The following is a 25,237-nucleotide window of genomic DNA, read 5'->3' as shown; positions in this document are numbered from 1 at the left end:
GCCGGCGCGCGGCCGCGGGTCAGCCCTGCGCCACCCGGCCACCGCGCTCGATCCGCCCCAGCTCGTCCGCGACCCGCGCTGCCCAGGCGTCCACCTCGTCGAAGTCGCGGAAGTCGCCCGCCTCGGCCTCGATCATCGCGACCAGCGCGCGCTCCGCGAGCCCGAGCTCGTCGCGCTGCAGCCGGCCGCCGAACGCCGCGACGTCCCGCGCCGCCACCCGCCGGGCCACGACCCGCACGTCGTCGGGCTCGGCGGCGGGCAGCGGCGGCTCCCCCACCCGTCCGGACCAGAACAGCCACGTCGGCCGGGCGGCGAGCTGCGCGGCCTGCCGGTCGACGAGCTCGCGCAGCGCCGCCGCGAGCCGCCCCACGTAGACCGCCGAGCCGAGCACGACCGCGTCGTACCCGTCGACCGCCTCGACCTCGTCCGGGTCGGCCTCCACGACGTCGTGGCCCGCCGCCCGGAGCACCTCCGCCACCTCGACGCCGATCTCGCGCGTGCTGCCGTGCCGCGACGCCACCGTCACCAGGACCCGCATGGTCGCCTCCCCCGCGTCCCGGGGCCGGCACCGGCGCCGCGCCCGTCGTCCCAGCGTCACCCGCCCGCGACGGCGACCGCCAGGGACCTCGGTCCCGGCGTCCCCCACGGGCTCGCGGAGGGCGACGCGGCCGGGCGACGGCGACGGCCCGCGCGCCGGTAGACTCCCGGGTCATGGCCCGTGAGAAGAACCCGACCGCCGGCGCGGCCGCGAAGCCCGCGAAGGTGAAGAAGACCCGGTGGTACCACCAGGTCTGGCAGGCGTACCAGATGACCCGCCAGCAGGACCCGGCGGTGACCTGGCTGATCCTCGGGGTGTTCTTCGGCATCGTCGTGCTGGGTCAGGTGCTGGGCCTGTTCTTCCTCAGCTGGTGGTGGTGGCTGCTCGTCAGCATCCCGTTCGCGCTGCTCGGCGCCATGTTCACCCTGACCCGCCGCGCCGAGCGCGCCGCGTACGCCCGCATCGAGGGCCAGCCCGGCGCCGCGCTGTCCGCGCTCGGCACCATCCGCCGCGGCTGGACGTTCGCGCAGGAGCCGGTCGCCGTCGCGCCGCGCACCCAGGACCTCGTCTACCGCGGCGTCGGCCGCCCGGGCATCGTCCTGATCGGCGAGGGCCCCGCCAACCGCATCGGCAAGCTGCTCGAGTCCGAGCGCAAGCGCACCGCGCGCGTGCTCCAGGGCGTGCCGATCACGCTGATCGAGGTCGGCCGCGAGGAGGGCCAGGTCCCGCTGCCGCAGCTCGCCCGCAAGGTGCAGCGCCTCAAGCCGCAGCTCACCAAGGCCGAGGTCGGCGAGGTCGTCAAGCGCCTGCAGGCGCTCGGCGCGGTCAAGATGCCGGTGCCGAAGGGCGTCGACCCGATGCGCGTCCGCCCGGACCGCAAGGGCATGCGCGGCCGCTGACCCGCCGCCCCCTCCCGCACGCGCAGACGCGCCCGCACCCCTCCGGGGGTGCGGGCGCGTCCTCCTTCCCCCACCCGACCGCGCCCACCCGCACGCACTCCGCGCCGCGCCGCACCGCCCTCCCGCACGCCCGCACTCCCGCACGCCCGCACGCCCGCACGCCCGCCGAGATGGCAACTCTCGGCTGTGTGCGGACCGCACGGGACAGCCGAGAGTTGCCATCTCGGCGGACCGCGCCGCGAGGCGGGTGCGGTGCGGGTGCGGTGCGGGTGCGCCGGTGTCAGCGGCGGACGATCGCGGTGCCCGCCGAGCGGTCGTGCAGGCCGCGGCCGTCGGCGTCCCACACCACCGCGGGGATCACCAGGCAGAGCAGCACGGTGCGCACGAGCGCCAGCAGCAGGTTCGGCGGCGCGTCCGGGCCGGGGTCGGCGGGCGGCGCGTCCGGTCGGGCGACGAGCGCCGGCGGGCGCACCCGGCGCACCCGGATCCCGAGCAGCCGGTGCCCGAGCGTGCCGCCGACGGTGCCGACCAGCAGCACGTTCTCGACCGCGAAGACGGCCAGCGTGCCGAGCTGCTGCGCGTCGGCGGGGCAGGAACACGTTCGCGATGGCGAGGCAGGCGAACCAGTCGATCAGCAGCGCGATCAGCCGGCGGCCCAGCGGCGCGAGCGACCCGCTCCCCGTGGCGGGCAGGCCCAGGCGGCTGCCGCTCGGCGCGCCGTCGCCCACGGGCGGCCCCTCGAGCCACGAACCGACGTCCTCGCGATCGACCATGCGTCAACGGTAACCGCCCGCCGTGCGCGCCCCGACCGGCTCGCGTCACGCGCCCGCAACACGGATCCGGGGTCACGTAACACGGTCGAAACAATCGGTACACCGGAGGGAAATCGGGCACCCCTAGCCTCGTCGGAGCCCGGTGAGGGCACGTCAACCCGAGGAGCAGCGGATGTTCAGCACGCCAGAGGAAGTCCTGGCCTTCATCAAGAACGAGGACGTCAAGTTCGTCGACGTCCGGTTCTGCGACCTGCCCGGCGTGATGCAGCACTTCAACGTGCCGGCCGCGTCCGTGGACGAGAGCTTCTTCGTCGAGGGCCAGATGTTCGACGGGTCGTCGATCCGCGGCTTCCAGGCGATCAACGAGTCCGACATGAAGCTCCTCCCGGACGTGACGACGGCGTTCGTCGACCCGTTCCGCACGGAGAAGACGCTCGTGCTGAACTTCCACATCGTCGACCCGTACACCGACGAGCCCTACAGCCGCGACCCGCGCCAGGTCGCCGCCAAGGCCGAGGCGTACCTGCGCTCGACCGGCATCGCGGACACGGCGTTCTTCGCCCCCGAGGCCGAGTTCTACATCTTCGACGACGTGCGCTTCGAGACGAAGCAGAACGCGTCGTTCTACTCGATCGACTCCATCGAGGCCGCCTGGAACACGGGCCGCGTCGAGGAGGGTGGCAACCTCGGCCACAAGACGCCCTACAAGGGCGGCTACTTCCCCGTCCCGCCGGTCGACCACTTCGCCGACCTGCGCGACAAGATCTCGCTCCAGCTGGACGCCCTCGGCCTCGAGGTCGAGCGGGCGCACCACGAGGTCGGCACCGCCGGCCAGGCGGAGATCAACTACCGCTTCGACACGCTCGCCAAGTCGGCCGACAAGGTGCAGCTGTTCAAGTACGTCGTGAAGAACGTCGCGCACGCCGACGGCCGCACCGCGACCTTCATGCCGAAGCCGCTGTTCGGCGACAACGGCTCGGGCATGCACGTGCACCAGTCGCTGTGGAAGGACGGCAAGCCGCTGTTCTTCGACGAGAAGGGCTACGGCGGTCTGTCCGACATGGCCCGCTGGTACATCGGCGGCCTGCTCAAGCACGCCCCGTCGCTGCTCGCCTTCACCAACCCGACGGTGAACTCCTACCACCGCCTGGTCCCGGGCTTCGAGGCGCCGGTCAACCTGGTCTACTCGGCCCGCAACCGCTCCGCGTGCATCCGCATCCCGGTCACCGGCTCGAACCCGAAGGCCAAGCGCATCGAGTTCCGCGTGCCGGACCCGTCGTCCAACCCGTACCTGTGCTTCGCGGCCATGCTCATGGCGGGCCTGGACGGCATCCAGAACCGGATCGAGCCGCCAGAGCCGGTCGACAAGGACCTGTACGAGCTGCCCCCGGAGGAGCACGCGCTCATCCAGCAGGTCCCGGGTTCGCTCGGCGAGGTGCTCGACAACCTCGAGGCCGACCACGACTGGCTGACCGCCGGCAACGTGTTCACCCCGGACCTGATCCAGACCTGGATCGACTACAAGCGGTCCGCGGAGATCGACCCGATCCGGCTGCGCCCGCACCCGCACGAGTTCGAGCTCTACTACGACGTCTGATCGGCTGCTCCCGGTCAGTGCGCATGCGAGGGGCGTCTCCCGTCAGGGAGGCGCCCCTCGTGGCGTTCCCGGGCCGGACGGTCGAGAATGGACCCCAGCCGGCCGCCGGAGTCCTCCGCGCCGGCCCCACCCCCTCTCTTCGCACCCCTGGGAGTCCTGTGCTCACCGTCAACGCCTACGCCGCCCCCTCCGCGACCGAGCCGCTCGTCCCCGTGACGATCGAGCGCCGCGACGTGGGGCCGAAGGACGTGCTGATCGAGATCCGCTACGCCGGCGTCTGCCACTCCGACATCCACACCGTCCGGGGCGACTGGGGCCCCATCACCTACCCGCAGGTCGTCGGGCACGAGATCGTCGGCGTGGTCGCCGAGGTCGGCGCCGAGGTCACCCGGCACGCCGTCGGCGACCGGGTCGGCGTCGGCTGCATGGTCAACTCCTGCCGCGAGTGCGAGAACTGCCGCGCCGGGCTGGAGCAGTACTGCCTCGCGGGCAACACCCAGACCTACGCGTCCGCCGACCGCGACGGCACGATCACGCAGGGCGGCTACTCGACCCACGTGGTGGTCGACGAGGACTTCGTCCTCCGCGTGCCGGAGGCCATCCCGTTCGACAAGGCCGCGCCGCTGCTGTGCGCCGGCGTGACCACGTACTCGCCGCTCGCCCACTGGGGCGCCGGCCCGGGCAAGAAGGTGGCGGTCGTCGGCATGGGCGGCCTCGGCCACATGGCCGTCAAGCTCGCGCACGCCATGGGCGCCGAGGTCACCGTGCTGTCCCGCACGCTGAGCAAGAAGGCCGACGGCCTCGAGCTCGGCGCGGACCACTACTACGCCACCGAGGACCCGGCGACCTTCGCCGAGCTCGCGAACACCTTCGACCTCATCGTCAACACGGTGTCCGCCGTCGTCGACCTGGGCGCCTACCTGTCGCTGCTCCGGCTCGACGGCACCCTGGTGAACGTCGGCGCGCCCGGCGAGCCGCTGCCCGTCCAGGTGTTCACGCTGTTCGGCAACCGCCGCTCGTTCGCCGGGTCGAGCATCGGCAGCATCGCCGAGACGCAGGAGATGCTCGACTTCTGCGCCGAGCACGGCATCGCGCCCGAGACCGAGCTGATCGCGGCCGACGCCGTCAACGAGGCGTACGAGCGCGTGCTGCGCTCGGACGTGCGGTACCGGTTCGTCATCGACGTCGCGACGATGGCCTGAGCGCTCGGGTCCACGGCGCAGCCCCCTCCCGCGCCGCGCGGGAGGGGGCTGCGACGTTCCCGGCCCGGTCGCGCGAAACCGCCTCGCGGCCACCCGCGCGACCGTAGAGTCCCCGGTCATGGGGGCGGATCGCATGGCCGAGGTGCAGCTCGACGACGTCACGGAGCCGCAGCCGGGGCCGGTCGCGCCGTCGCTCACCGCCGCCCGCGCCCGCGCGCTGCTGCGCCGCTGGTGGCCGGCGCCGGTCGCGGTGGTCCTGGCGCTCGTCGCGGCCCAGGTGGTCGCCGACCGCCGGGACGAGGCCGCGGCGGACCGCTTCCGCAGCACGCCGGGCGTCCTCGCCGAGACCGTCACCGCTCCCCTGGAGGCGACGCCGTGGGGCACGGGCGACGCCATGGGACTGCTGATGTCCGGGACCCGCACCGCGGACGGGCTGATCGCGGGCGTGCTGACGCCGGGCAGCGGCGAGCCCGCCGCGGTGGTGGCGCTGGACCCGGGCACCGGCGAGGAGCAGTGGCGCGCCGAGATCGGGGTGCTGGTGACCGAGGACGGGTACACGCGCAGCGCGTCGTGCACCTCCGGCGCCGACGCCCCCGCGGCGACGCTGTGGTGCGCCGTCACCGACGGCCCCGCGGGTGACGGAGGCCCGGTCACCACGCGGCTCGTCGAGGTCGACCTCGCCGCCCGCGCGGTCGCCGGCGCCCGGGAGCTGGAGCCCGGCGCCGAGGCGACGGTCGTCGGGGACGTGCTCGTCGTCGGGGTCCGCCGCGGCGACGGCCTCGTCCTGACGGGCAGCGACGTCGGCGGCACGGAGCGGTGGCGCACCGAGATCGACGACCCCGTCGACCCGTCCTTCTGGAGCGGCTGGCTCGCCTCCGCCGGTGGGCACGTGATCGTCCAGGGCACCGCCGCCACCTGGGCGGTCGACCCCGCGGACGGCCGGATCGAGGCGGACGCCGGCGCGCTGTACGCGGCGCGCGGCGACGCGCTGGTGGCCGTGCCGACGACGGGCGCGCTGCGCCTGCTCGGGCCGGACGGCAGCGCGACCGCGACGCTCGACGGCTACCCGCTGTACCTGTCGCCCGACGACGGGTCCGCGCCCGGCATCCAGCCCGTCTCCGCGCCCGACGGGTCGGGGGGCGTCGTGCGCGGGGTGGAGGCCGCGACCGGGCGGACGCTGTGGGAGCGTCCCGCGGAGACGGGTCCCCGCAGCGGCTACCTCCTCCTGGACGGCGTGCTCTACGGCACCGACCTGGGCGCCGTCTGGGCCGTCGACGCGCTCACCGGGGCCGAGCGCTGGAGCGTCACCGCGCCGCCCGTCGACGGCACGGGGCTGATGACCGACGGCCGGCACCTGCTCCGCGCCGAGCGCGAGGACGGCACCGCCGACCTGGTGCTCTCGGCCTACGACCTCGGGTCCGGGCGCCGCGCCTGGACCACGCCGCTCCCGGACGGGGTCGAGTTCCTGTGGTCGTGGGACGGGGCGCTGTACGGCTACGGCTCCGACGGGCGGGAGATGGTGCTGCTGCGCTGACCGGCGGGATCCCGGCCGGGGCCGCCGCGTGGACCTACGGGGCCCGCACCGCGAGCAGGTCCTCGACCGGGGCGAGCTCGACGAGGCCCCGCGCCCGGGCGACGAGATCCGCGTCCGACGCGACGAGCACGTCCGCCTGCAGCCGGGCGACCGCGACGTACTCCGCCGGCGCGACGTCGTCCCAGCCGTGCTCGGTGGCGATCCGCCACGCGACGGCGCGGGAGACCCGGTCGCCGAGCAGCCGCACGCGCATCGTCGTCAGCCCGTCGAGCAGCCGCTCGGCCCGCGCCGCGTCGAGGGCCTCGGCGCGGACGGCGCGGTAGAGCAGGTCCATCGCCTCCGAGCGGAGCAGGTTCGGGGCGACCAGCTGGTGCCCGTCCGGCACGACGAACCCCTCCTCGACCAGGCGCACGGCCGTCGGGGCGTCGATCGCGAAGCGCGTCATCGCCGCTCCTCCCCCGCGCCGCCGAGCCGCGCCCACTCCCCCTCGGACACCACCTCGACCGTCCCGTCGGCGACGACGATCGCCGTCTGCTCGTCGATCGCGTAGGCCGGCACCCCGCCCAAGCCGGCCGCCCACCGCTCCGCGGCCGCCCTCGTGTTCGTCGGGAACGCGTCCAGGTGCGGGAAGATCGCGAACGGCACGACCCCGAGGGCGCTGTCGTCCGGGGCGTCGGCCCACTCGACGAACATCTCGCCGATCCGCGGCGCCATGACCATGCTCCCGGCGCTGACGCCGACCCACACCAGGTCGGGCAGGCCCGGGAGCAGGTCCGCCAGCCCGGACTCCCGCACCCAGTGCGCGAGGTAGGTGGCGTCACCACCGTCCACCAGCAGCACGTCGGCGTCCCGCACCCACGGCGCCCAGCGCTCGGCGCCGATCGTCGGCAGCGCGGTCAGCTCGAGCACCCCGAGCGACGCCCAGCCGAGCCCGGTGAGGTGCTCGAACCCCGGCTCGGCCGCGACGAGACCCCGCACCGAGCCGGGCCCGCAGAGCGGGTGGCCCCACTGGGCGGTCGGGACGACGAGGGCGCGGCACTCGGCCATCGGCCGGGGCAGCAGGCGGTCGAGCGCGGCGCGGATGCTGGGGTTGGTGACGCCGCCGGACGTGAGCAGGAGCTGCACGGGTCCTCCCCGGGGTCGCGGCCGTCGGTGGGCCCATCCTGCACCCGCGACGGCGGTCCGGGCACCTGTCGGGAGGACGTAGGATTCCGCATATGCGAACGATTCTCATTCCCACTGCGATGGCCCTCGCGGTCGCCGTCGCGGTCGCCGGGTGCGCGGCCCCTGCCGACCCGGCCGCCGCGCCGTCCGACGCCCCCGACGCCACCGACGGGGCCACCCTGACCAGCTGCGGCCTCGACCTCACGGTGACCGCGCCCCCGGAGCGAGCGGTGACGCTCGAGCAGGGCGCCACCGAGCTGCTGCTCGCGCTGGGCCTCGGCGACCGGATGGCCGGCACCGCGTACCTCACCGACGCGGTCGCCCCCGCGTACGCCGAGGCGTACGCCGCGGTTCCCGTGCTGGCCGACCAGTACCCGACCGCGGAGCAGCTGCGGGAGACCGCGCCGGACTTCGTCTACTCGATGCGCGCGTCCGCGTTCGCCGCGGACGGGGTCGGCGCACGGGCGGAGCTGACGGACCTCGGCGTCCCGGCCTACCTGTCGGCGAACGACTGCGAGGACCACGCGCTCGTCGCGGACGAGGTCGGGTTCGAGCAGATCTTCGCCGAGGTCACCGACCTCGCGACGCTGTTCGGCGTGGAGGACCGGGGCGCGGAGCTCGTCGCGGACCAGCGCGCGGTGCTCGACGAGGTCGCCGCGGCCGCGCCCGACGCCGGCGGCCTCGACGTGGCGTGGATCTACTCCACGATCAACGGCGCGCCGATCGTCGCCGGGAGCGCGGGGCTGCCGCAGACGCTCACCGAGCTCGCCGGCGCGAGCAACGCGTTCGACGACCTGGACGCGCAGTGGGCCGAGACGAGCTGGGACGCGATCGCCCAGCGCGACCCGGACGTCCTGGTGCTCGCGGACCTGTCCCGCGGCCTGGCGGGCGACAGCGCCGCCGACAAGACCGCCCAGCTGCGCGCCGACGCGGTGACTGCGCAGCTCTCCGCGGTGCGGGACGACCGGCTCGTGGCGATCCCGGCGACGGAGATGGACCCGTCCGTCCGCAGCATCGACGCGCTCGCGACGCTGTCCGGCGCGCTCGTCGGGTTCGCGGGGGTGGACCGGTGACCGCCGTCGCCGACTGGTCGCGCGCGCACCTCGCGGCCTGGGACCGCCAGCAGGCGGCCTACATCAACCGGCGCGAGGACCGGTTCGCCGTGATGCTCGACGTGCTCGCCGAGACCGCGCCGGCCGGCGCCCTGGTGGTCGACCTCGCCTGCGGCCCCGGCTCCGTCTCCGCCCGCGTGCTCGACCGGTTCCCCGGGATGACCTGCGTGGCGGTCGACCTCGACCCGCTGCTCGTCGAGCTCGGTCGCCAGGCGCTGGCGGGCCACGGCGACCGCGTCGAGCTCCACGAGGCCGACCTGTGGGACCCGACCTGGACGCGCGTCCTCGGCGGCCGGCGCCCGCACGCGGTGCTGTCGTCGACCGCCCTGCACTGGCTGCCCGCCGACGTGCTGGCCCGGGTCTACCGCGACGCGGCGGACGTCCTCCAGCCCGGCGGCGTGCTGCTCAACGCCGACCACCTGCGCCAGCCGTCCGGCCGCCCGCTGTTCGAGGAGCTCGGCCGACGCGACGACGCCGCGACCCAGGCCCGCGACCACGCCGCAGGCGCGCTGACCTGGGACGCCTGGTTCGCGGAGCTCGTGGCGCACCCGCACTTCGCGCCCCTGGCCCCGGAGCGCGAGCGGCGCTACGCCGACCGGCCGCCGAACCCGGACCTCGGGCTCGACTTCCACGTGGCCGCCCTGCGCGCGGCGCAGTTCCGCGAGGCGGGACCCGTGTGGCAGCACCTCGATGACTACGTCGTCCTCGCGCAGCGCTGACCTGGCGGCGCGCGCGGGGCTCACCGCTCTCGCCCCGCCCGCGGCCACGACGGCCGGTGCGGCGCTGCTGCTCGCGGTCGTCGCGTTCGCCGCGGTCGGGGTCGGCGGCGGGGACATCACCTGGGGCGAGACCGCGCGGTCGCTCGCCGGGCACCTCGGCCTCCCGGTCGCGCCGCTCCCCCCGCTGACCGACTCGGTGGTGTGGGAGCTGCGCGCGCCGCGGGTGCTGCTCGCGGCGGTGGCCGGGGCCGGGCTCGCCGTGTGCGGCGCGGTGCTGCAGGCCGTGACCCGGAACGCCCTCGCCGAGCCGTACCTGCTGGGCATCTCCTCCGGCGCGTCGACGGGCGCCGTGCTGGTGCTGGTCACCGGCCTGGGCACGGGGACGGTCTCGCTCGCGGGCGGCGCGCTGGTCGGCGGGCTCGCGGCGTTTGGGCTGGTGCTGCTCCTGCTCGGCCGCGGCACCACGGGCTCCGGCCGGCTCGTGCTGACCGGGGTGGTCGTCGGCCAGCTGTTCGCGGCCGTGACCTCGCTGGTGCTGCTCGGCTGGGGCGACGCCGACGCGGCGCGCGGGCTCACGTACTGGCTCACCGGCTCGCTCGCCGCGGCGCGGTGGCCGGCCGTCGTCCTGTGCGCGGTCGTCACCGCCGTCGCCCTCGTGGTGCTGCGGCTCGTCGCGTCCGACCTGGACGCGTTCGCGTTCGGCGCCCGGACCGCCGCCTCGCTCGGGGTCCCGGTCGCGGCGGTGCGGACGGTCGCCCTCGTCGCGACCGCGGCGGTCACCGCCGTCGTCGTGTCGAGCGTGGGCGCCATCGGGTTCGTCGGGCTGATCGTCCCGCACGCGGTCCGGGCGGTCGCGGGGCCGCTGCACCGCCGGCTGCTGCCGATCAGCGCCGTGGGCGGCGCGGTCGTGCTGATGCTGGCGGACGCCGTCGCGCGGACGGCGCTCGCCCCGCGCCAGCTGCCCGCCGGCGTGGTCACCGCGCTGCTGGGCGTCCCGGTGTTCCTGGTGATCCTGCACCGCCGGGAGCGCCCATGACCGGATCCCCCGCCCGCTCCACGGCCCTGACCGGCACCGGCCTGACCGTGCGCGTCCGCGGCCGCGCCGCGCCGATCCTCGACGACCTGGCGATCACCGCGCCCGCCGGGCGCGTCACCGGGCTGCTGGGGCCGAACGGCTCCGGCAAGTCCACGCTGCTGCACACCCTCGCCGGGGCGGTGCTGCCTCAGGCGGGCGAGGTGCGTCTCGGCGACCGGCCGCTCGCCGCGGTGCCGCGGCGCGAGCGCGCCCGCACCCTCGCCGTCATGGAGCAGAGCAGCGACGCCGACACCGACCTGACGGTCGCCGACGTGGTCGCGCTCGGCCGGCTGCCGCACCGGGGACGGCTCGCCCCCGCCGGGCCGGACGACACCGCGGCGTGCGGCCGGGCCCTGGACCTCGTCGGGATGGCCGGCACCGGGCGGCGCCTGTGGCGCACGCTGTCGGGTGGCGAGCGCCAGCGGGTGCACGCCGCCCGGGCCCTCGCGCAGGAGCCCGCCGTCCTGCTGCTCGACGAGCCGACGAACCACCTCGACGTCCGGCACCAGCACGAGCTGCTCGGGCTGCTCGGGCAGCTCGCCGGAGACGGCCTGACGGTGGTCGTCGTGCTGCACGACCTGGCGCTGGCCGCGCGGTACTGCGAGCGGGTGGTCGTGCTCCGGGACGGGCGGGTGCACGCGGCCGGCCCGACCGGTGACGTGCTGACCCCGGCGGTGGTGCGAGAGGTGTTCGGGGTCGACACCGCGGTGACGCAGGAGGCGGGGCGGCTGCGGGTCGAGGTGCTGGGGGCGGTGAGCGGCTGAGCCGGACTGACCGCCGCGGCGGCGCGTGTCGGTGCCGTGCGGCAGCATGGCCCGGTGAGCAGCGAGGTGACGGCCCCGCGCCTGCGCACCGAGCCGAGCATCGCGCACCTGGACGCGGACGCCTTCTTCGCGTCGGTCGAGCAGGCGCAGCGCCCCTCGCTGCGCGGGCGCCCGGTGCTGGTCGGCGGGACCGGGCCGCGCGGGGTGGTCGCCGCCGCGTCCTACGAGGCCCGGGCGATGGGCGTGCGGTCCGCCATGTCGATGGCGAGCGCCCGGCGCGCGTGCCCGCAGGCGACCGTCGTGGTCCCCCGGTTCGACGCGTACACCGCGTACTCGGCGCGGATCATGGCGGCGCTGCGCGAGCGGTCGGACGCGGTCGAGCCGCTGAGCATCGACGAGGCGTTCGCCGACCTCGGCGCCGTGCGTCCCGGCCCCGACGGCTGGCCCGGGGTCGCCCGGGACCTGCGGGAGCGCGCGGTCGAGCTCGCCGGTGTGCCGGTGTCCGTCGGGATGGGCCGGTCCAAGCTCGTCGCGAAGCTCGCCTCCGCGGCCGCCAAGCCCGCGGGGGTCGTGGTGGTCGCGCCCGAGGACGAGGACGCGTTCCTGCTCCCGATGCCGGTGCGGTCGCTGTGGGGCGTCGGGCCGGTGTCCGCGGAGCGGCTGGAGAAGATCGGCGTGCGCACCGTCGAGGACCTGCGCGGGCAGCCGCTCGACACCCTGACGATGGTGCTGGGCGAGGCCGCCGGGTCGAACCTGTTCCGGGTCGCGCGCGGTTGGGACGACCGGCCCGTGGCCGAGACCCGGGAGCGGAAGTCCGCCGGCGCCGAGCACACGTTCGAGCGGGACCTGCACGGCCGGGCCGAGGTCGCGGCGCAGCTGCCGGCGGTCGTCGACCAGGCCTACACCCGCCTGGAGCGGCACGGCGGCGCGGCCCGCACGGTGACGGCGAAGGTGCGGTTCGCCGGTTTCAGCACCGTGACCCGCGCGGTGTCCCTGCCGTCGCCGACCGCGGACCGGGCGGCGCTGCACGAGGCGGCTGCACGGGCGCTGGACCTGGTGGAGCTGGCCGAGCCGGTGCGGCTGCTCGGGGTGGCGTTCAGCGGCCTGTCGGAGCACGCGCAGCTGATGCTGGACCTGGCGGGGCCCCTCGACGCGGCCGGCCCGGGCGCGCCGGGCGCGGGCACGCCGGCCTCCGAGGGCACCGGGGCCGACCTCGGCACCGCCGACCCCGACGCGCTCCGCCCCGTGGCCCGGCGCCGCCGCGGCCGGCTCCGCGCCGAGGACGCCGCCCCCGGGCTCGACGTCCGGCACCCGGCGCACGGCCGGGGCTGGGTCGTGAAGGCGCGCGACGACGGCCGGGTCGCCGTCCGGTTCGAGACCGCCGCGACCGGGCCCGGCCGGCAGATCTGGCTGGACCCGGCGACGGAGGAGGTCGAGCTGGTCGGCGCGCTCGGGCCCGACGGGGCGGAGCTGGAGGACGCCGGCCCCGCGGAGGACCCCGGGCAGGCCTAGCGAGGCACCGCGCCCGTCACCGCACCACCAGGCGCGGCGGCGTCGCGGGCACCGGGTCGAAGTACCCGAGCAGCTCCCGCACCAGCGGCTCGTCGCGCACCTGCTTCGCCTGCGCGACCACGTCGTCGGCGTCCGAGAGGCGGGGGCCGAGCGCACGCACCGCCGCCGCGTCGATGGTGATCTCCGCGTCCGCGTCGTCCGGCGCCGGGTCGTGCACGACGGCGACCCCGCGCCGGAGCTCCAGGGCGACCGACCCGCCGGTGTCCGGGAACCGCCAGGCGAGCGTGCGGTGCACCCCGGCGGCGCGGGCGGCGTCGAGCCGGACGCGCAGCCCCGCCACCGTGGTGCCGGCCGGGATCGCGTCCACGACGTCGGGCGGCTGGAACTCGTACACCTGGGTGTAGTCGATCGCGTCGTCGAGCTCGTTGGCGCCGCCGATCGCCATCGTCCGCCAGTACATGTTCTTCTGGCCGTAGCCCCACGCCCGCAGTGCCTCCGCCTTGAGGTGCCGCGCCTCGGTGTCGCCGTGGTCGACGCGCACGACGTGCGTGAGCAGCTCGGCAGCCCAGCCGTGGTCGCCCGCCGCGAGCGCCGTGCGCGCCCGGTCGACCACCGCGTCCCGCCCGCCGAGCGCCTCCACGTAGCGGCGCGCCCGGTCGGCGTGCAGCGGCGCCGCGAGCTGGGTCGCGTCCCCGGTGAACCAGCCCAGCGTCCCGTCGTAGATCGCGCGCACGCAGTGCTCGGGCGCGCCGTAGTAGGGCTGCAGCCACGGGTCGTCCCGCAGGTGGTCCGGCAGCCGGCGCGCGACGAGCTCCACCAGCTCCTCGGGCGTGGCCCCGCGGTTGATGTGCCGGATCGACTGGTCGTGCAGGAACTGGATGACGTCGCGGTAGTGCGTGATGCGCTCGACGATGAAGTCGGTGCCGACCCAGGGCCGCATGTGCGACCCCGAGTACGACGTGGCACCCCGCGCGTAGTCCAGCAGCGTGTCCACGCCCTCCCGCCACGCCTCCACGTCCCGGTACGCGGTGCCGCGCAGCGTGTACAGGTTCGGGAACGTCTCGCCCTGGATCGTCTCCGAGCCGTGCACGTGGCCGAGCTCGGGCAGCCACAGGTCGATCTCGTCCTGCGCGTCGCCGTACGCGTGGAAGGCGACGATCCGGAGGCCGGCGACCTCCAGCTCCGCGGTGTCCCCGACCGTGCGGGTAGGCAGGTGCGTGCTCTTCGGCCCGTGCGGGGCGACCGGCCCGAGGCCGCCGTGCACCACCCCCGTGGGGCCGAAGCCGGCGAACGTCACCAGGCTCGTGCGCGCCGTGAGGATGGGCCCCACGACCCCGGCGTCGTTGAGCAGCCAGCGCGCGAACGACTCGTGCGCGATGATCTCGACCGCACCGGAGTCCACGTCGTCGTGCGTCACGCCGAGGCCGGCCAGCGCGTAGCAGTGGTCGGGGTGCCGGTGCGTGAACACGACCGCCCGGACCGGCAGGTCCGAGAACCGGCGGAAGTCCGCGAGCACCTCGGCCGACGCGGTGTCGGACTCGCCGGGGTCGACGATCACCACGCCGTCGTCGCCCACGAGCATCGTGGTCGAGCACAGCTGGTACCCGTGCGCCACGTAGACCCGGCCGGCCACGGGCTCGTAGATCCGTCGGGGCATCTGCCGGGCCCACGCCGTCTGCTCGGGGTGGATGGTCCCGGCCGGGTCGACCACGGTGATGCTGGGTCCCGCGTCGTGCGCGACGGGGGCGAGGTGCTCGGCGAAGGAGCCGAAGTACCGCTCCCAGTCCTCGACGGTGGACAGCTGGTCGACTGCGCTCACGGCGGACCTCCGGTGGTGGTGGCGGTGCGGGACCGGTCGGCGTCACGGACGGCGCCGTCCACCACGAGTCGATCAGGGGCGTGGACCCTGGGCCTCACCCCGGCGGGATGACACCGCCCGGGGGGCCCGGATCGGGCGCCCGCGCCACCCACGCCACGGCCTCGTCGTACGCCGCGTCCAGCGCCTCGAGCAGGACGGACGTGCCCGGCCGCACGTCCCCCGGCCGGAGCGCGGCGGTCAGCCCGGTCCGCTCGAACACCCCCGCGAGCACGTGGTCGGCCCCGACGACCACGAGCCGCGACCCGCTCGCGCGGAGCTGCCCGGCCCGGCGCAGCAGCGCCTTGACGATCGTCGACGAGGGCACGTCGGGCATGGTCCGGACGTCGAGCAGGACGACGGAGCGCCGCGCCCCGGACAGGTCCGGCCACGTCTCGTCGAGCCGGGCCATCTCGGCGAACAGGCTGACGCCCTCGTAGTGCAGCACCACCACGGACCCCGGGGCGACCTCGGCGGGCACGTCCGCGGCGCGCCAGCGGCCGTCGTCGTCGCGCTCCAGCCGGACCAGCCGGGCCTGGCGCTGGGCGTTCACGCAGAACAGCACCAGCGAGACGATCGCCCCGAGGAAGATCGCGTACTGCAGGGCGAGCTGCGTGGTGGCGAGGAAGGTCAGCACCATGCCCGCCGCGGGCAGCGCGCCCGTCCGCAGGACCAGTCGGATGTCCGGGACCCGGCCCACGATCAGCTCGCCGGCGATGACGACGACCAGGCCGCCGATCACCGGCATCGGGATCCGCTCCGCCAGCGGGCCGGCGACGAGCACGAGGACCGCGAGGAAGATCCCCGCGAAGACGCCGGCCCACCGGGTGCGGGCGCCCGCGCTGGTGGCGACGCCCGTGCGGGACAGCGAGCCGCCGGTCGGCAGCGCCCGGAAGAACCCGCCTGCGATGTTGGCGACGCCCTGGGCGGTGAAGTCGCCCGACAGGTTCGACCGGCTGCCGTCCGGGTTCGGCACCGCCGCCCCGATGCCGGCGGCCTGGGCGAGCGCGACCAGCGCGATGGCGACGGCCCCCGTGGCGAGCGCCGGGACGGCGGACACGTCGGGCAGCACCGGCAGCGGGAGCGCCCGCGGGATCGCGCCGATGTCGCCGGCCTCGCGCACGTCCACGCGCAGGACCGCGACCCCGACGCTGACCACGAGCAGGGCGATCAGCACGGCGAACGCCCGCAGCCGCCGCACCGCGTGGGCGGCCCACCAGCACAGCACGGTCGCGGAGGCGACGGCGGTCGAGGCGAGGTCCCACTGCGGCAGGTGCACCAGGCCGTCGACGACCTTCGCGATCGTGTTGTGCCGCTCGGTCTCGTAGCCGGTGGCGTCGCCGATCACCCCGGCGACGATCTGCAGCGCGATCCCGGTCGTGAACCCGGTCATCACCGCGTTCGACACGAAGCTCATCACCGAGCCCAGCCGCAGGACCCCGAGCAGCAGCATGACGACGCCCACGAGGACCGTGAGCGTGGCGAGGTTCGCCGGGTCGTCGGCGTCCAGGCCCGCGTCGGCCAGCACGCTGTGCGAGGTCAGGGCGATGGCGCTGGTGAGCGTGGTCGTCATCAGCACCGTGCGGGACAGCAGCGAGCCGACGGACGTGGGCACCATGCCCGAGTACAGGCCGACCAGCGGGTTGAACCCGCCGATCGAGGCGTAGGCCATGCCCTCCGGGATCGAGAACAGGCCCGTGACGAACCCCGACACGGCGTCCTGCCGGGTCGGCCGGCCGAGTCGCGGGCGGCGGCGTCGCGACCCGTCGGGCGGCCGGTCGGGCAGGGGACGCGTCACGGCGTCACGACGGCGAAGTCCGGGTCGAAGGAGTCGATCAGCGAGCCGTAGGTCTCCAGCACGCCGCGGTCGCCGTCGAGCGTCAGGTGGCCGGACCGCTCCAGCCCCTCGACGCTCCCCGGCGCGACCAGGGCGCTGGCGACCACGGGCTTGGGCCCGCGCAGGGTCAGCGGGGCGCCGAAGGCGCCGGGACGGGCGTTCAGCACGCCGTGCGCGATCCGGACGGTCCACGTCGCGCCCAGGTCCGTGAAGTCGACGTCGAACGCCAGGTCCACGTCGGCCGCCTTCTCCCCGATCACGTGCACCGCAGCGAAGTCGAACAGGATGTCGACCGGCATCGCCGCGATGCTGTCCGGGCTGGCCGTGGCGAACCGCGCCGGGATCGCGCCCTCGCGCAGCTCACGGGCCGCGGTGAGGAAGATGCCCCGCCACTGCGGTCCTTCCGCCTGGTAGCCCAGCTGCTCGTAGGCGTCCGCCTGGAGCTCGCGCGCCGCGCGGTGGTCGGGCTCCCCGAACACCACGGGGTGCAGCACCTGCGCCGCCCACCGGTAGTCCCCGGCGTCGAACGCCCTCCGCCCCTCCGCCACGAGCGTGTCCGCCCCGAACGCCGCGACCCACCGGCGCGCCGACTCGACCGGCGGGTGCGGGTGCAGCGACACCGGGTCGCCGTCCCACATGCCCAGCTCCTTGGTGAACACCGCGCGCACGTCGTGGTGCACCGTGCCGTGGTAGCCGCGGTTGAACCAGCGGCGGCCGAGCGCCTCGGGCAGCTCGATGACCTCGGCCGCCTCGAGCGGGGTGTACCCCTTGTTCGCCAGCCGCAGCGCCTGGTCGTGCAGGTACTTGTAGGTGTCCCGCTGCGACTCCAGGAAGTCGACCACGGCCGCGTTGCCCCACACGGGCCAGGTGTGCGGGCCGAAGTGCACCTCGACCTCGTCGCCCCAGCGGACCAGCGTCTCGTCCAGGTACCGCGCGAAGTTCCGGGCGTCCCGGGTGCGGGCACCGCGCAGCGTCTGGATGTTGTGCAGCGAGTGGTTGGCGTTCTCCGCGCAGGTGAGGGCCTTGAGCTCGGGGATCCAGATGTGCATCTCCTCGGGCGCCTCGGTGTCCGGCGCGTACAGGAACTCGAAGGTCAGCCCGGCGATCCGGCGGCTCTGGCCCGTCTCGGTGATCGGGTCCGTCGGCGACAGGTACGACACCGTGGCGCCCGCCGAGGTCGCGATCCCGATGCCGGCGCTCACGGCCTGCCGGGGGCCGTGGTCGAGCAGGCTGTTGAACGCGTACAGGCCGCGCCGGGACATCGCGTTTCCGGCGATCACGTTCTCCCCGATGGCGAACTTGTCGAACGAGGCGATCGTGCCGGGAGCGATGATCGGGACCTTCCCCGACGCGACGTCCGCGGGGTCCACGAGGCCCTTCACGCCGCCGTAGTGGTCGACGTGCGTGTGCGTGTAGATGATCGCGACCACCGGCTTGTCGGTGACGTGCTCCCGGAGCAGCGCGAGGGCCTGCCGGGACGCCTCGACCGCGGCCGCGCAGTCGATGACGACCACGCCGTCGTCACCGACGACGAACGTGACCCCCGCGATGTCGGTGTTCCGCACCTGGTAGATCCCGTCGACGACCCGGAACAGGCCGGCGCGGGTGATCAGCCGGGACTGCCGCCACAGGCTGGCGTCGACGGTGTCCGGCTCGGGGGCGCCGTCGGGGTCGTCGGGTCCGCCCGCGCCGTCGCCGAGGAAGGCGAACTCCGCCAGGTCGAGCGTCGGCTGCCCCGCGTCGTTCAGCACCCGGCCGTCGGGGATGTCGGCGATCTTGCCGCGGACGGCGTCCTCGAAGTCCCCGCGGTCGTCCAGGGCGTACCGCTCGCGGGCCGCGCGCAGCACCTCCCGCGTCGCCGGGGTCGCGTCCTTCGGGCGGTACGTCATGGCGGGTCCTCCGGTCTCGGCGCCGCGTGGCGCGGCTGTCGTCGGGGTCGGTCCGAGCGTCACCGGCGCGGGGCGCCGCCGTCGTCGTCCGGGGCGGGTGAACGGGCCCGGCGGGCCGGGTCATCCCCGCGGGGTGACGATCGCCCGCCGGGTCGCCCCGCAGGCTGGAGCGCGTCGGCTCCCGGACCGCCGACCCCGCCGCCGCACCGAGGAGGCCACCGTGGGCGAGGCCGTCGGCCAGTCGCTGCCCGTCGCCGTCGGCGTGCTCATCAGCCCGATGCCGATCGTGGCCGTCGTGCTGATGCTGCTGACGCCGCGAGCCCGGTCGAACGCCTCGACGTTCCTTCTCGGGTGGGTCGTCGGCATCGCGGTGGTCGGCGCGGTGCTGGTGCTGGTCGCCGGCGCCGCCGGTGCCGCCGGCGACGGCACGCCCCCGACCTGGGCGAGCGTGCTCAAGATCGTCCTCGGCCTGCTCCTGGTCCTGCTCGCCCTCCGGAGCTGGCGGACCCGGCCCCGCGGCGGGGCCGAGCCGCCGACCCCCGGCTGGATGCGCGCGGTCGACGGGTTCACCCCGGCCCGGGCGTTCGGCCTGGCGGTGCTGCTCGGGGTGGTCAACCCGAAGAACCTGCTGCTCGTCGTGTCCGGTGCGGCAGCCATCGCCGCGGCCACCCCCTCGACCGGCGCACGGCTCGGCGCGCTTGCGGTGTTCGTGGTCGTCGCGTCCCTGGGCGTGGCGGCGCCGCTCGTCGTCTACCTCGCGGGCGGCCCGCGCGCCGGCGCCGTGCTCGACGAGCTGAAGACCTGGATGGTGCAGCACAACGCGGCGATCATGGCGGTCCTGCTGCTCGTGATCGGCGCGAAGATGCTCGGCGACGGGATCGCCGCCCTGTGAGGCGACGGCCGGCCGGGCCCGACGGTGGGAGGCAGTGATGGCAGGTTCACCCGACGAGGGCGCCGCGCCCGCGTTCGGCCCGGTCGAGCTGATCGCGCTCGCGTTCCCCGGGGACGACGTCCCGGGGCCGGTGCTCGCGGAGGTCGCAGCGCTCGCCGGGTCTGACCGGGTCCGGGTGGTCGACGTGGTGGTGGTCCGGCCCGACGACGACGGGATCGAGATCGTCGAGGTCGCCGACCTGGACGGCCCCGCGGCCGACGGGCTCGCCGACCTCGCGGACCTCGCCGACCTCGTCGGCCGCGGGCTCGCCGGCGAGCACGACCTCGGGCTGGTCGCCGAGTCCCTGCCCCCGGGCGCGAGCGCGCTCGTCATCGTCGTCGAGCACCTCTGGGCCGCCGCGCTGGCGGCGGCCGCGCGCGAGGCCGGCGCGGTCGTCGCGCACGCCGAGCTCGTCCCGGCCGAGGTCGTCAACGCCCTCGCGGCGTCCTGACGCGTCGTCCCAGCCCCGCTGCCCCTGCCGTCCCTGCCGAGACCTGCCGTCCCTGCCGAGACCTGGAGGAACCGCCGTGCCCCTGCTCATGCCCCGCTTCGGCCGACCCGGACTGATCGGGACCGCCGCCCGCACCGCCGTCATCGCCGGCACCGCCAGCGCCACCGCCGGCGCCGTCCGCCGCCACCAGTACACCCGCGACGAGCAGTCGTTCGAGCAGCAGCAGCTCGCCGAGGCCGAGCAGCAGCGGCGCGTCGAGGACGCCGCCCGCGACGCCGCCCGGCACGCGGGGGCGCCGCCGGAGCCGGCCGACGACGCCGGGCTGGTCGAGCAGCTCCAGCGGCTCGCCCGGTTGCACGAGGCGCACGTCCTGGACGACTACCACTTCACCGCGGCCAAGGCCAAGCTGCTCGCCTGAGTCCTCCACAGGTGCCGTGGTCGTGCCGCGTCCCCAGGGCGGGGGTCGGGCACCGGGGTCGTGTCGGTGGGCGTCGGTAGTGTCGTTCCATGGCATCTGACCTGCAGGAACACCCCGACGGCGACCCGGTCGCCGCCGTGGTGCTGCCGGTCTACGGGCCCGACGGGACCTGCCTGACGGACTTCGGCCCGGGCCCCGTCGTCGCCGCGGGTGGGGCGCCGCGCACGGGCGAGCAGCGGCAGATCGAGGCGATCCGGTCCTGCGAGCCCGGACCCGAGCTGGATGCCTGGTTGCGGGGGCTGGATGCGAGCGTGCTGCCCTCGGCGATCGTGGTCGAGGTGATCGCCGCGCAGACCCGGATCGAGTCCTACCAGCACGCCCGGACCCTGGGCCTGATCGCGGAGCTGGCCTCCCGGGAGGAGATGAGCCCGGAGTGGTCGCCGCTGGCGGGTGCCCCGCCGACGCAGGCGTGCGTCGCGGGCGACGAGCTCGCGATGCGACTGGGGTGGTCGCGGGTCGCCGCGACGAAGACCGTGCACCGGGCCCTGGTGCTCGACAGCATGCTCGGCGCGACCCGGGAGGCCCTGGAGGTCGGTCACCTCGATCCCGCCAAGGCCCAGGTCCTGACCGCAGGGCTGGCGGACCTGCCCTTCCAGGTCGCGCACGCGGTCGAGGACGCTGTCCTGCCGGACGCCGATCAGTGCTCGGTCGCCGAGCTGCGCCAGCGGGTGGCGCGGGAGATCCGCCTGGTCGACCCCGAGGGCGCCGCCGCCCGCCGCGAGCGCGCCCGGTGCACCCGCAAGGTCTCCCACCCCCGGCCCCAGCCGGACGGCATGGCCTCCATGTGGTTGGTCCTGGACGCGGCGGACGCGCTGCGGGTCGACGGGGTCCTCACGCACGCCGCGAAGACCGCCAAAGCGCTCGGCGACGACCGGACGTTGGACCAGCTGCGGGCCGACGGGCTGCGCGACCTGGTGGTCGGGGACGTCCCCGCGTCGGACGGGCCGGCGTTCGAGGTCCACCTGTCCCCGGGCCTACCCATGCCGCCGGAGCCGCGACGGTCGTGGAACGGGGCGAGCCTCACCGACCGGGACGGTGTGCTGCTCACGCGCCCGGTCGAGCCGATCCCGGTCGCCACCCTCACCCCGCTCGACGACACCGCCACCGACGGAGGGCCGTGCGTGGGCCACCCTGCCTCGCCGCCCGACGCACCGACCGAAGCGACGTCGCCGACCGCACCGCCCCGAGCCACGGCGCCGGGCGCACCACCCGAAGCCACGACGCCCGACGCCCCGACCGAAGCCACGACGCCCGACGCCCCGAGCGAAGCCACGTCGCCCGACGCCCCGACCGGCACCGCTGCACCCGTCGTCGCGGTCACCGCCCCCGTACGTGCGCCGAGCGCCGTCGCGCCTGCACCCGCACCCGCGCGTCGCGGCTGCACCCGCTGCTCGGGCCGTCCTGGCGCCGAGGTCCGCATCACCATCCCCGCCTCGACCCTGCTCGGGCTTGACGACCAGCCCGCCCACCTCGACGGCCACGGCCCCATCGACGCCGTCCAGGCCCGCGCCCTGGCGATCGGCGGGGTCTGGCAGCGCGTCGTCACCGACCCCCTCACCGACCGGGTCCTGGACGTCGGCCGCGAACGCTACCGACCACCCGCCGCCCTGGCCGACCTGATCCGCACCCGCGACGGAACGTGCGCGGCACCCGGGTGCAGGGTCCCGGCCTGCAGCTGCGAGCTCGACCACACCCAGGAGTTCCGCCCTCGACCGGGTGGCGACCCCGACGCGCCCCTCGGCGGAACCGACGCCGACAACCTCGGGCCCGTGTGCCACCGGCACCACCGGTTGAAGACCGACGGCGGGTTCCGGCTGCGACAGATCAGCCCCGGGCTCTACGAGTGGATCACCCCCACCGGGCACCGCTACCTCACCCGACCCGGCACCGGGCAGACCCACGACGCCACGGCCGACCCGTACGACGCACCACCCCCGTTCTGAGGCGAGGGCACGCCCGCCGCCGACACGCGTCTCAACCACACCGTCGACCACACCGTCGACCACACCGTCGACCGCTCCGTGCCCGACCCGCGGTCCGCGACGGCACCCGGCCCGCGGCCCCGTCCTCGCCACGTCGCGCCCGTCAGCGGCCGGTGCCAGCATCGGGACATGCGGATCAGGCATCAGGTGACGGTGTTCGACACGGCCGACCTCGCGACGGAGAGCACGTTCTGGGCGGGTGTCCTCGGCGGGACGGTGGAGCCCGACGACGACTGGCACATGCTCTACGTCGACGGCGAGCCGCGGATGGGGTTCCAGCTGGCCCCGAACCACGTGCGGCCCGACTGGCCCGACGGCGAGCAGCAGCAGATCCACCTCGACCTCTATGTCGAGGACCTCGCGGAGGCGCACGCGCACGTCACCGGGCTGGGCGCCGAGCTGCTGAAGCAGGCGGACGACCCGGCCGCTCCCGAGGGCTTCCAGGTGTACGCGGACCCGTCGGGGCACCCGTTCTGCCTCTGCTGGTGACGACGTCGCGTCACGCCCCGCCGACGCCGACCAGGTGCTCGCGCTCCGCGAGGTGCCGGGCGACCGCCGCGGGGTCGGTCCGTGCCGACAGGTAGCCCAGGTAGCCGTCGGGCCGGATCAGCGCGGCGCCGTCGTGGCCGATCCCGTACCGGTCGGCGATGACGCCGCCCGGGTCGACCAGCACGGGCCCGCCGCTCGACCCGTCCGGAGCCGGGTGCGTCGGCGTCCGCGTCGACGGCGGCGGGGCCGGGACCACCGGGACGACGGTCCCGAGCCCGCCGAGCACCGCCCGCAGCCGGTCGTGCGACGTCCGGGACAGGCAGGTGGTCAGCAGCAGGTGCCCGGGTCGGCGCAGCAGGTCACCGACGTGGGCCGGCACCCCCGCGGCGTCCGACAGCCCGACCGGGTCCGGGGCGTGGTCGCCCGGGCACGCCCCGCGGACCCCGTCCCCGCCGCCGACGGCCGGGCTCCCGCGGTACCGCAGCCGCACCTCGGCGAGGCTCGCCGCGACCGCCTCCCCGACCGCCGGCAGGTGCCCGAGCAGCAGCAGCCCGACGTCGCGCAGGTGCCCCCGCGGCCCCTGCGTGGCGACGGCGTGCGTGAGCCGGGTGGTCTGCCGGACGACAGCGGCGCCGACCGGGTGGCGCTCCACGTGGTAGCTGTCGAGCAGCGCGTCCCCGGCCCGCCCGGTGCTGACGAGCGCGAGCTTCCACGCGAGGTTGACCGCGTCCTGCATCCCCGTGTTCATGCCCTGGCCACCGGCCGGGCTGTGCACGTGCGCCGCGTCGCCGGCGAGCAGCACGCGGCCGTGGCGGTACCGCTCGACCTGGCCGTGGTGCACCTCGAACCCGACGAGCCACCGGGGGTCGCTCAGCCGCCAGTGCTCGCCCATCCGCTCGTCGACGAGCCGCTGCACCTCGGCGAGCGTCGGGTCGCCGGACGGGCCCGGGGCGGGGACCTGGACCAGGAACCGCGTGCGGCCGTCCGGCATCGGGAACGCCCCGGACACGCCGTCCGCCCCGGCGAACAGCCGGATGGTGTCCGGCGGGAGCGTGGTCGCCGCGGCGACGTCGGCGAACAGGAAGTGCTCGCCGTGGAACACGCCCTCGATCCGCTCGCCCACCGCGGCGCGGACCCGGCTGTGCCCGCCGTCGGCGCCGACCACCCAGCCGACGCGCACCCGCTCGGGCCCGGCCGCGGACTCGAGGGTCACGTCGACGCCGTCGTCGTCCTGGGCCAGGTCGGTGAGCCGCACCCCGCGCTCGACGACGACACCTCGTCGCGCGGCCAGGCCCGCGAGCACCGCCTCGGTCACCGGCTGCGGGGTGTCGAGTGCGCGCGGGTACCGGGAGTCGATGCCGCGGGTGGACGCACGCAGGCGCAGCGTGCCCGCGGCGCCGGACCGGACCTCGACAGCGGTGATCTCGACCGCGCGGGCGGCGAGCTCGTCCAGCACGCCCATCGCGGCGAGGTGCTCCTGGGTGCGGGCGTGCACGATCACGGCGCGCGACTGCTCCGTGGGCTCCGGCAACGCGTCGACGAGCCGGACGCGTGCACCCTGCCGCGCGAGCTCGCAGGCGGCGGTCAGGCCCACGGGGCCCGCACCCACGACGAGCACGGCGGACGACGCTCCCCCGCTGCCGCCCATCGCGCCTCCGTCCGGCTGCCGCCCCCGCGGTGCGCGGTCCGGCCCGCGCCCACCGTGTCCGCGCGCGGCGCGCCGCGGCCTCACCCGCCGCGGATGACCCGGGCCGCCGCGCGCCCTGCGCTCAGCCCCGCTGCCGGCGGGCCACGGTCGCCGCCAGCACCGGCGCACCCTCGCCGGCGAGCCGCGCCACCGCGGACGGCCGGCCCGCCATCGCCATGACCAGGTCGAGCGTCGTGCCGGTGACCTCCGGGCCGTCGCCGGCGCGGAACCCGCCGTCGTCCGCGACCAGCCGCACGCCCCTCGCGACCGTGCGGGACGCCACGGCGAAGTCCCGCCGCGCGTAGCCCGCCGCGACCGCCTCGACGGCCTCCGGGTCCGGGGCGCCGGGCAGCCCGAGCGGCTCGCGGACGTCGGTGCCGTGCACGACGACCTCGCCGAGCCACGCCCACAGGTCACCCGTGGGCGCGACCCGGGAGTCGACGACGGACCGGAAGCCGGCCAGCGTGCCGGCGGGCGCCGGGCCGCGGTGCTCGGCGAGCCGTCGCGCGTTGTGCCGGTCGGCGTCGAACCGCGCGGCGGCGATGCTGCGCAGCCACGCCCACCGCCCCCGTGCTCGCCCCGGCGGTCAGGTGCGCGACGACGTCCTCGACGGACCAGTCGCCGCACAGCGTCGGCGCCGACCACGCCTCGGGGGGCAGGGCGGCCAGCTCCGCGGCGAACCGCGTTCGCTCCTCCCGAATCGCCGACCAGTACCGCTCGGGTGCCCAGGAGGTCATGTGCGCTCCGCG

The 25,237-nt window shown here is 75.9% G+C and carries 23 protein-coding genes and 1 pseudogene; 14 read left to right on the top strand and 10 right to left on the bottom strand.

Annotation, left to right across the window (positions count from 1 at the left end):
• Window positions 1-19: 19 nt before the first annotated feature.
• Window positions 20-538, bottom strand: a complete 519-nt coding sequence (locus tag FKM96_RS18125; protein ID WP_147796424.1) for a flavodoxin domain-containing protein — start codon at window positions 536-538, stop codon at window positions 20-22.
• A gap of 173 nt (window positions 539-711) precedes the next feature.
• On the opposite strand from FKM96_RS18125, the gene FKM96_RS18120 reads away from it, so the two are divergent.
• Entirely contained in the window at window positions 712-1,437 is a 726-nt protein-coding gene (locus tag FKM96_RS18120; protein WP_147796423.1) for a DUF4191 domain-containing protein, read from the top strand.
• 280 nt (window positions 1,438-1,717) lie between these two features.
• Here the strand turns inward: FKM96_RS18120 and FKM96_RS18115 are convergent.
• A pseudogene (locus FKM96_RS18115) lies at window positions 1,718-2,210 on the bottom strand (RDD family protein).
• Window positions 2,211-2,382: 172 nt separating this feature from the next.
• Here FKM96_RS18115 and glnA point away from each other — a divergent pair.
• From glnA to FKM96_RS18100, 3 genes are all read left to right on the top strand, one after another.
• Window positions 2,383-3,807 carry a type I glutamate--ammonia ligase gene (glnA, locus tag FKM96_RS18110; RefSeq protein WP_147796422.1) on the top strand — a complete coding sequence of 475 codons (1,425 nt, stop codon included), beginning with the start codon at window positions 2,383-2,385 and terminating at the stop codon, window positions 3,805-3,807.
• A gap of 158 nt (window positions 3,808-3,965) precedes the next feature.
• A complete protein-coding gene (locus FKM96_RS18105) occupies window positions 3,966-5,009 on the top strand; it encodes an NAD(P)-dependent alcohol dehydrogenase (protein ID WP_147796421.1) in 1,044 nt (347 codons plus the stop codon).
• Window positions 5,010-5,127: 118 nt separating this feature from the next.
• Window positions 5,128-6,543: a PQQ-binding-like beta-propeller repeat protein gene (locus FKM96_RS18100; RefSeq protein WP_147796420.1), complete on the top strand. Its 1,416-nt coding sequence runs from the start codon at window positions 5,128-5,130 to the stop codon at window positions 6,541-6,543.
• Window positions 6,544-6,577: 34 nt separating this feature from the next.
• Here FKM96_RS18100 and FKM96_RS18095 read toward each other — a convergent pair whose 3' ends face one another.
• Both FKM96_RS18095 and FKM96_RS18090 read right to left on the bottom strand, forming a co-directional pair.
• Window positions 6,578-6,988, bottom strand: coding sequence for a type II toxin-antitoxin system VapC family toxin (locus FKM96_RS18095; RefSeq protein ID WP_147796419.1), 411 nt, complete (start codon window positions 6,986-6,988; stop codon window positions 6,578-6,580).
• On the bottom strand, window positions 6,985-7,668 hold the full coding sequence (locus FKM96_RS18090; RefSeq protein WP_147796418.1) for a Type 1 glutamine amidotransferase-like domain-containing protein: 684 nt from the start codon (window positions 7,666-7,668) through the stop codon (window positions 6,985-6,987). Before FKM96_RS18090 ends, FKM96_RS18095 begins: the two co-directional genes overlap by 4 nt.
• Window positions 7,669-7,760: 92 nt before the next feature.
• On the opposite strand from FKM96_RS18090, the gene FKM96_RS18085 reads away from it, so the two are divergent.
• From FKM96_RS18085 to FKM96_RS18065, 5 genes are read left to right on the top strand one after another with little or no spacing between them, the layout of a single operon-like run.
• Entirely contained in the window at window positions 7,761-8,780 is a 1,020-nt protein-coding gene (locus tag FKM96_RS18085) for an ABC transporter substrate-binding protein (RefSeq protein ID WP_147796417.1), read from the top strand.
• A complete protein-coding gene (locus tag FKM96_RS18080; RefSeq protein WP_210417304.1) occupies window positions 8,777-9,538 on the top strand; it encodes a trans-aconitate 2-methyltransferase in 762 nt (253 codons plus the stop codon). Before FKM96_RS18085 ends, FKM96_RS18080 begins: the two co-directional genes overlap by 4 nt.
• Window positions 9,510-10,574 (top strand): iron ABC transporter permease, encoded by a 1,065-nt coding sequence (locus tag FKM96_RS18075; RefSeq protein ID WP_147796416.1) that lies wholly within the window; start codon window positions 9,510-9,512, stop codon window positions 10,572-10,574. Before FKM96_RS18080 ends, FKM96_RS18075 begins: the two co-directional genes overlap by 29 nt.
• Window positions 10,571-11,377, top strand: a complete 807-nt coding sequence (locus tag FKM96_RS18070; RefSeq protein ID WP_147796415.1) for an ABC transporter ATP-binding protein — start codon at window positions 10,571-10,573, stop codon at window positions 11,375-11,377. The genes FKM96_RS18075 and FKM96_RS18070 overlap by 4 nt, the downstream gene beginning before the upstream one ends.
• 54 nt (window positions 11,378-11,431) lie before the next feature.
• On the top strand, window positions 11,432-12,889 hold the full coding sequence (locus FKM96_RS18065; RefSeq protein ID WP_168217041.1) for a DNA polymerase IV: 1,458 nt from the start codon (window positions 11,432-11,434) through the stop codon (window positions 12,887-12,889).
• Window positions 12,890-12,905: 16 nt separating this feature from the next.
• Here FKM96_RS18065 and FKM96_RS18060 read toward each other — a convergent pair whose 3' ends face one another.
• The 3 genes from FKM96_RS18060 to FKM96_RS18050 all read right to left on the bottom strand — a co-directional run bounded on the left by FKM96_RS18060 (window position 12,906) and on the right by FKM96_RS18050 (window position 18,470).
• Window positions 12,906-14,708: an alkyl sulfatase dimerization domain-containing protein gene (locus FKM96_RS18060; protein ID WP_147796413.1), complete on the bottom strand. Its 1,803-nt coding sequence runs from the start codon at window positions 14,706-14,708 to the stop codon at window positions 12,906-12,908.
• Between the two features lie 94 nt (window positions 14,709-14,802).
• Window positions 14,803-16,542 (bottom strand): SulP family inorganic anion transporter, encoded by a 1,740-nt coding sequence (locus FKM96_RS18055; protein ID WP_210417303.1) that lies wholly within the window; start codon window positions 16,540-16,542, stop codon window positions 14,803-14,805.
• Window positions 16,539-18,470 (bottom strand): alkyl/aryl-sulfatase, encoded by a 1,932-nt coding sequence (locus FKM96_RS18050; RefSeq protein WP_147796412.1) that lies wholly within the window; start codon window positions 18,468-18,470, stop codon window positions 16,539-16,541. The genes FKM96_RS18055 and FKM96_RS18050 overlap by 4 nt, the downstream gene beginning before the upstream one ends.
• Before the next feature lie 220 nt (window positions 18,471-18,690).
• Here FKM96_RS18050 and FKM96_RS18045 point away from each other — a divergent pair, with 220 nt between their 5' ends.
• From FKM96_RS18045 to FKM96_RS18025, 5 genes are all read left to right on the top strand, one after another.
• The gene (locus FKM96_RS18045) at window positions 18,691-19,362 is read left to right on the top strand and encodes a GAP family protein (protein WP_147796411.1); all 672 of its coding nucleotides are present in this window, start codon (window positions 18,691-18,693) and stop codon (window positions 19,360-19,362) included.
• A gap of 37 nt (window positions 19,363-19,399) precedes the next feature.
• Entirely contained in the window at window positions 19,400-19,852 is a 453-nt protein-coding gene (locus FKM96_RS18040) for a DUF6325 family protein (RefSeq protein WP_147796410.1), read from the top strand.
• Between the two features lie 76 nt (window positions 19,853-19,928).
• On the top strand, window positions 19,929-20,270 hold the full coding sequence (locus FKM96_RS18035; protein WP_147796409.1) for an SHOCT domain-containing protein: 342 nt from the start codon (window positions 19,929-19,931) through the stop codon (window positions 20,268-20,270).
• Window positions 20,271-20,359: 89 nt separating this feature from the next.
• Complete coding sequence (locus FKM96_RS21980; protein ID WP_147796408.1) at window positions 20,360-22,273, top strand: DUF222 domain-containing protein; 1,914 nt, start codon at window positions 20,360-20,362, stop codon at window positions 22,271-22,273.
• 168 nt (window positions 22,274-22,441) lie between these two features.
• The gene (locus FKM96_RS18025; RefSeq protein WP_147796407.1) at window positions 22,442-22,801 is read left to right on the top strand and encodes a VOC family protein; all 360 of its coding nucleotides are present in this window, start codon (window positions 22,442-22,444) and stop codon (window positions 22,799-22,801) included.
• Window positions 22,802-22,811: 10 nt separating this feature from the next.
• Here the strand turns inward: FKM96_RS18025 and FKM96_RS21145 are convergent, their stop codons facing one another.
• From FKM96_RS21145 to FKM96_RS22340, 3 genes are all read right to left on the bottom strand, one after another.
• A complete protein-coding gene (locus FKM96_RS21145) occupies window positions 22,812-24,449 on the bottom strand; it encodes an FAD-dependent monooxygenase (protein WP_147796406.1) in 1,638 nt (545 codons plus the stop codon).
• A gap of 121 nt (window positions 24,450-24,570) precedes the next feature.
• Window positions 24,571-24,873: a hypothetical protein gene (locus FKM96_RS20875; RefSeq protein WP_168217040.1), complete on the bottom strand. Its 303-nt coding sequence runs from the start codon at window positions 24,871-24,873 to the stop codon at window positions 24,571-24,573.
• Window positions 24,874-24,901: 28 nt separating this feature from the next.
• A complete protein-coding gene (locus FKM96_RS22340; protein ID WP_147796405.1) occupies window positions 24,902-25,225 on the bottom strand; it encodes a maleylpyruvate isomerase family mycothiol-dependent enzyme in 324 nt (107 codons plus the stop codon).
• Between the last annotated feature and the right edge of the window lie 12 nt (window positions 25,226-25,237).

The organism is Cellulomonas sp. Y8, from assembly GCF_008033115.1.
In the GTDB taxonomy this organism is placed as follows: Bacteria; Actinomycetota; Actinomycetes; order Actinomycetales; family Cellulomonadaceae; genus Cellulomonas.
Note: the sequence above shows the minus strand (reverse complement) of the source record. Positions and strands in the feature narration are given on the sequence as shown.

Excerpts from the sequence above, each read along its gene's own strand:
- FKM96_RS18125 (WP_147796424.1), bottom strand. The coding sequence starts at position 538 with ATGCGGGTCCTGGTGACGGTGGCGTCGCGGCACGGCAGCACGCGCGAG.
- FKM96_RS18120 (WP_147796423.1), top strand. The coding sequence starts at position 712 with ATGGCCCGTGAGAAGAACCCGACCGCCGGCGCGGCCGCGAAGCCCGCG.
- glnA (WP_147796422.1), top strand. The coding sequence starts at position 2,383 with ATGTTCAGCACGCCAGAGGAAGTCCTGGCCTTCATCAAGAACGAGGAC.
- FKM96_RS18100 (WP_147796420.1), top strand. The coding sequence starts at position 5,128 with ATGGGGGCGGATCGCATGGCCGAGGTGCAGCTCGACGACGTCACGGAG.
- FKM96_RS18095 (WP_147796419.1), bottom strand. The coding sequence starts at position 6,988 with ATGACGCGCTTCGCGATCGACGCCCCGACGGCCGTGCGCCTGGTCGAG.
- FKM96_RS18085 (WP_147796417.1), top strand. The coding sequence starts at position 7,761 with ATGCGAACGATTCTCATTCCCACTGCGATGGCCCTCGCGGTCGCCGTC.
- FKM96_RS18075 (WP_147796416.1), top strand. The coding sequence starts at position 9,510 with ATGACTACGTCGTCCTCGCGCAGCGCTGACCTGGCGGCGCGCGCGGGG.
- FKM96_RS18070 (WP_147796415.1), top strand. The coding sequence starts at position 10,571 with ATGACCGGATCCCCCGCCCGCTCCACGGCCCTGACCGGCACCGGCCTG.
- FKM96_RS18050 (WP_147796412.1), bottom strand. The coding sequence starts at position 18,470 with ATGACGTACCGCCCGAAGGACGCGACCCCGGCGACGCGGGAGGTGCTG.
- FKM96_RS18040 (WP_147796410.1), top strand. The coding sequence starts at position 19,400 with ATGGCAGGTTCACCCGACGAGGGCGCCGCGCCCGCGTTCGGCCCGGTC.
- FKM96_RS21980 (WP_147796408.1), top strand. The coding sequence starts at position 20,360 with ATGGCATCTGACCTGCAGGAACACCCCGACGGCGACCCGGTCGCCGCC.
- FKM96_RS18025 (WP_147796407.1), top strand. The coding sequence starts at position 22,442 with ATGCGGATCAGGCATCAGGTGACGGTGTTCGACACGGCCGACCTCGCG.
- FKM96_RS21145 (WP_147796406.1), bottom strand. The coding sequence starts at position 24,449 with ATGGGCGGCAGCGGGGGAGCGTCGTCCGCCGTGCTCGTCGTGGGTGCG.
- FKM96_RS22340 (WP_147796405.1), bottom strand. The coding sequence starts at position 25,225 with ATGACCTCCTGGGCACCCGAGCGGTACTGGTCGGCGATTCGGGAGGAG.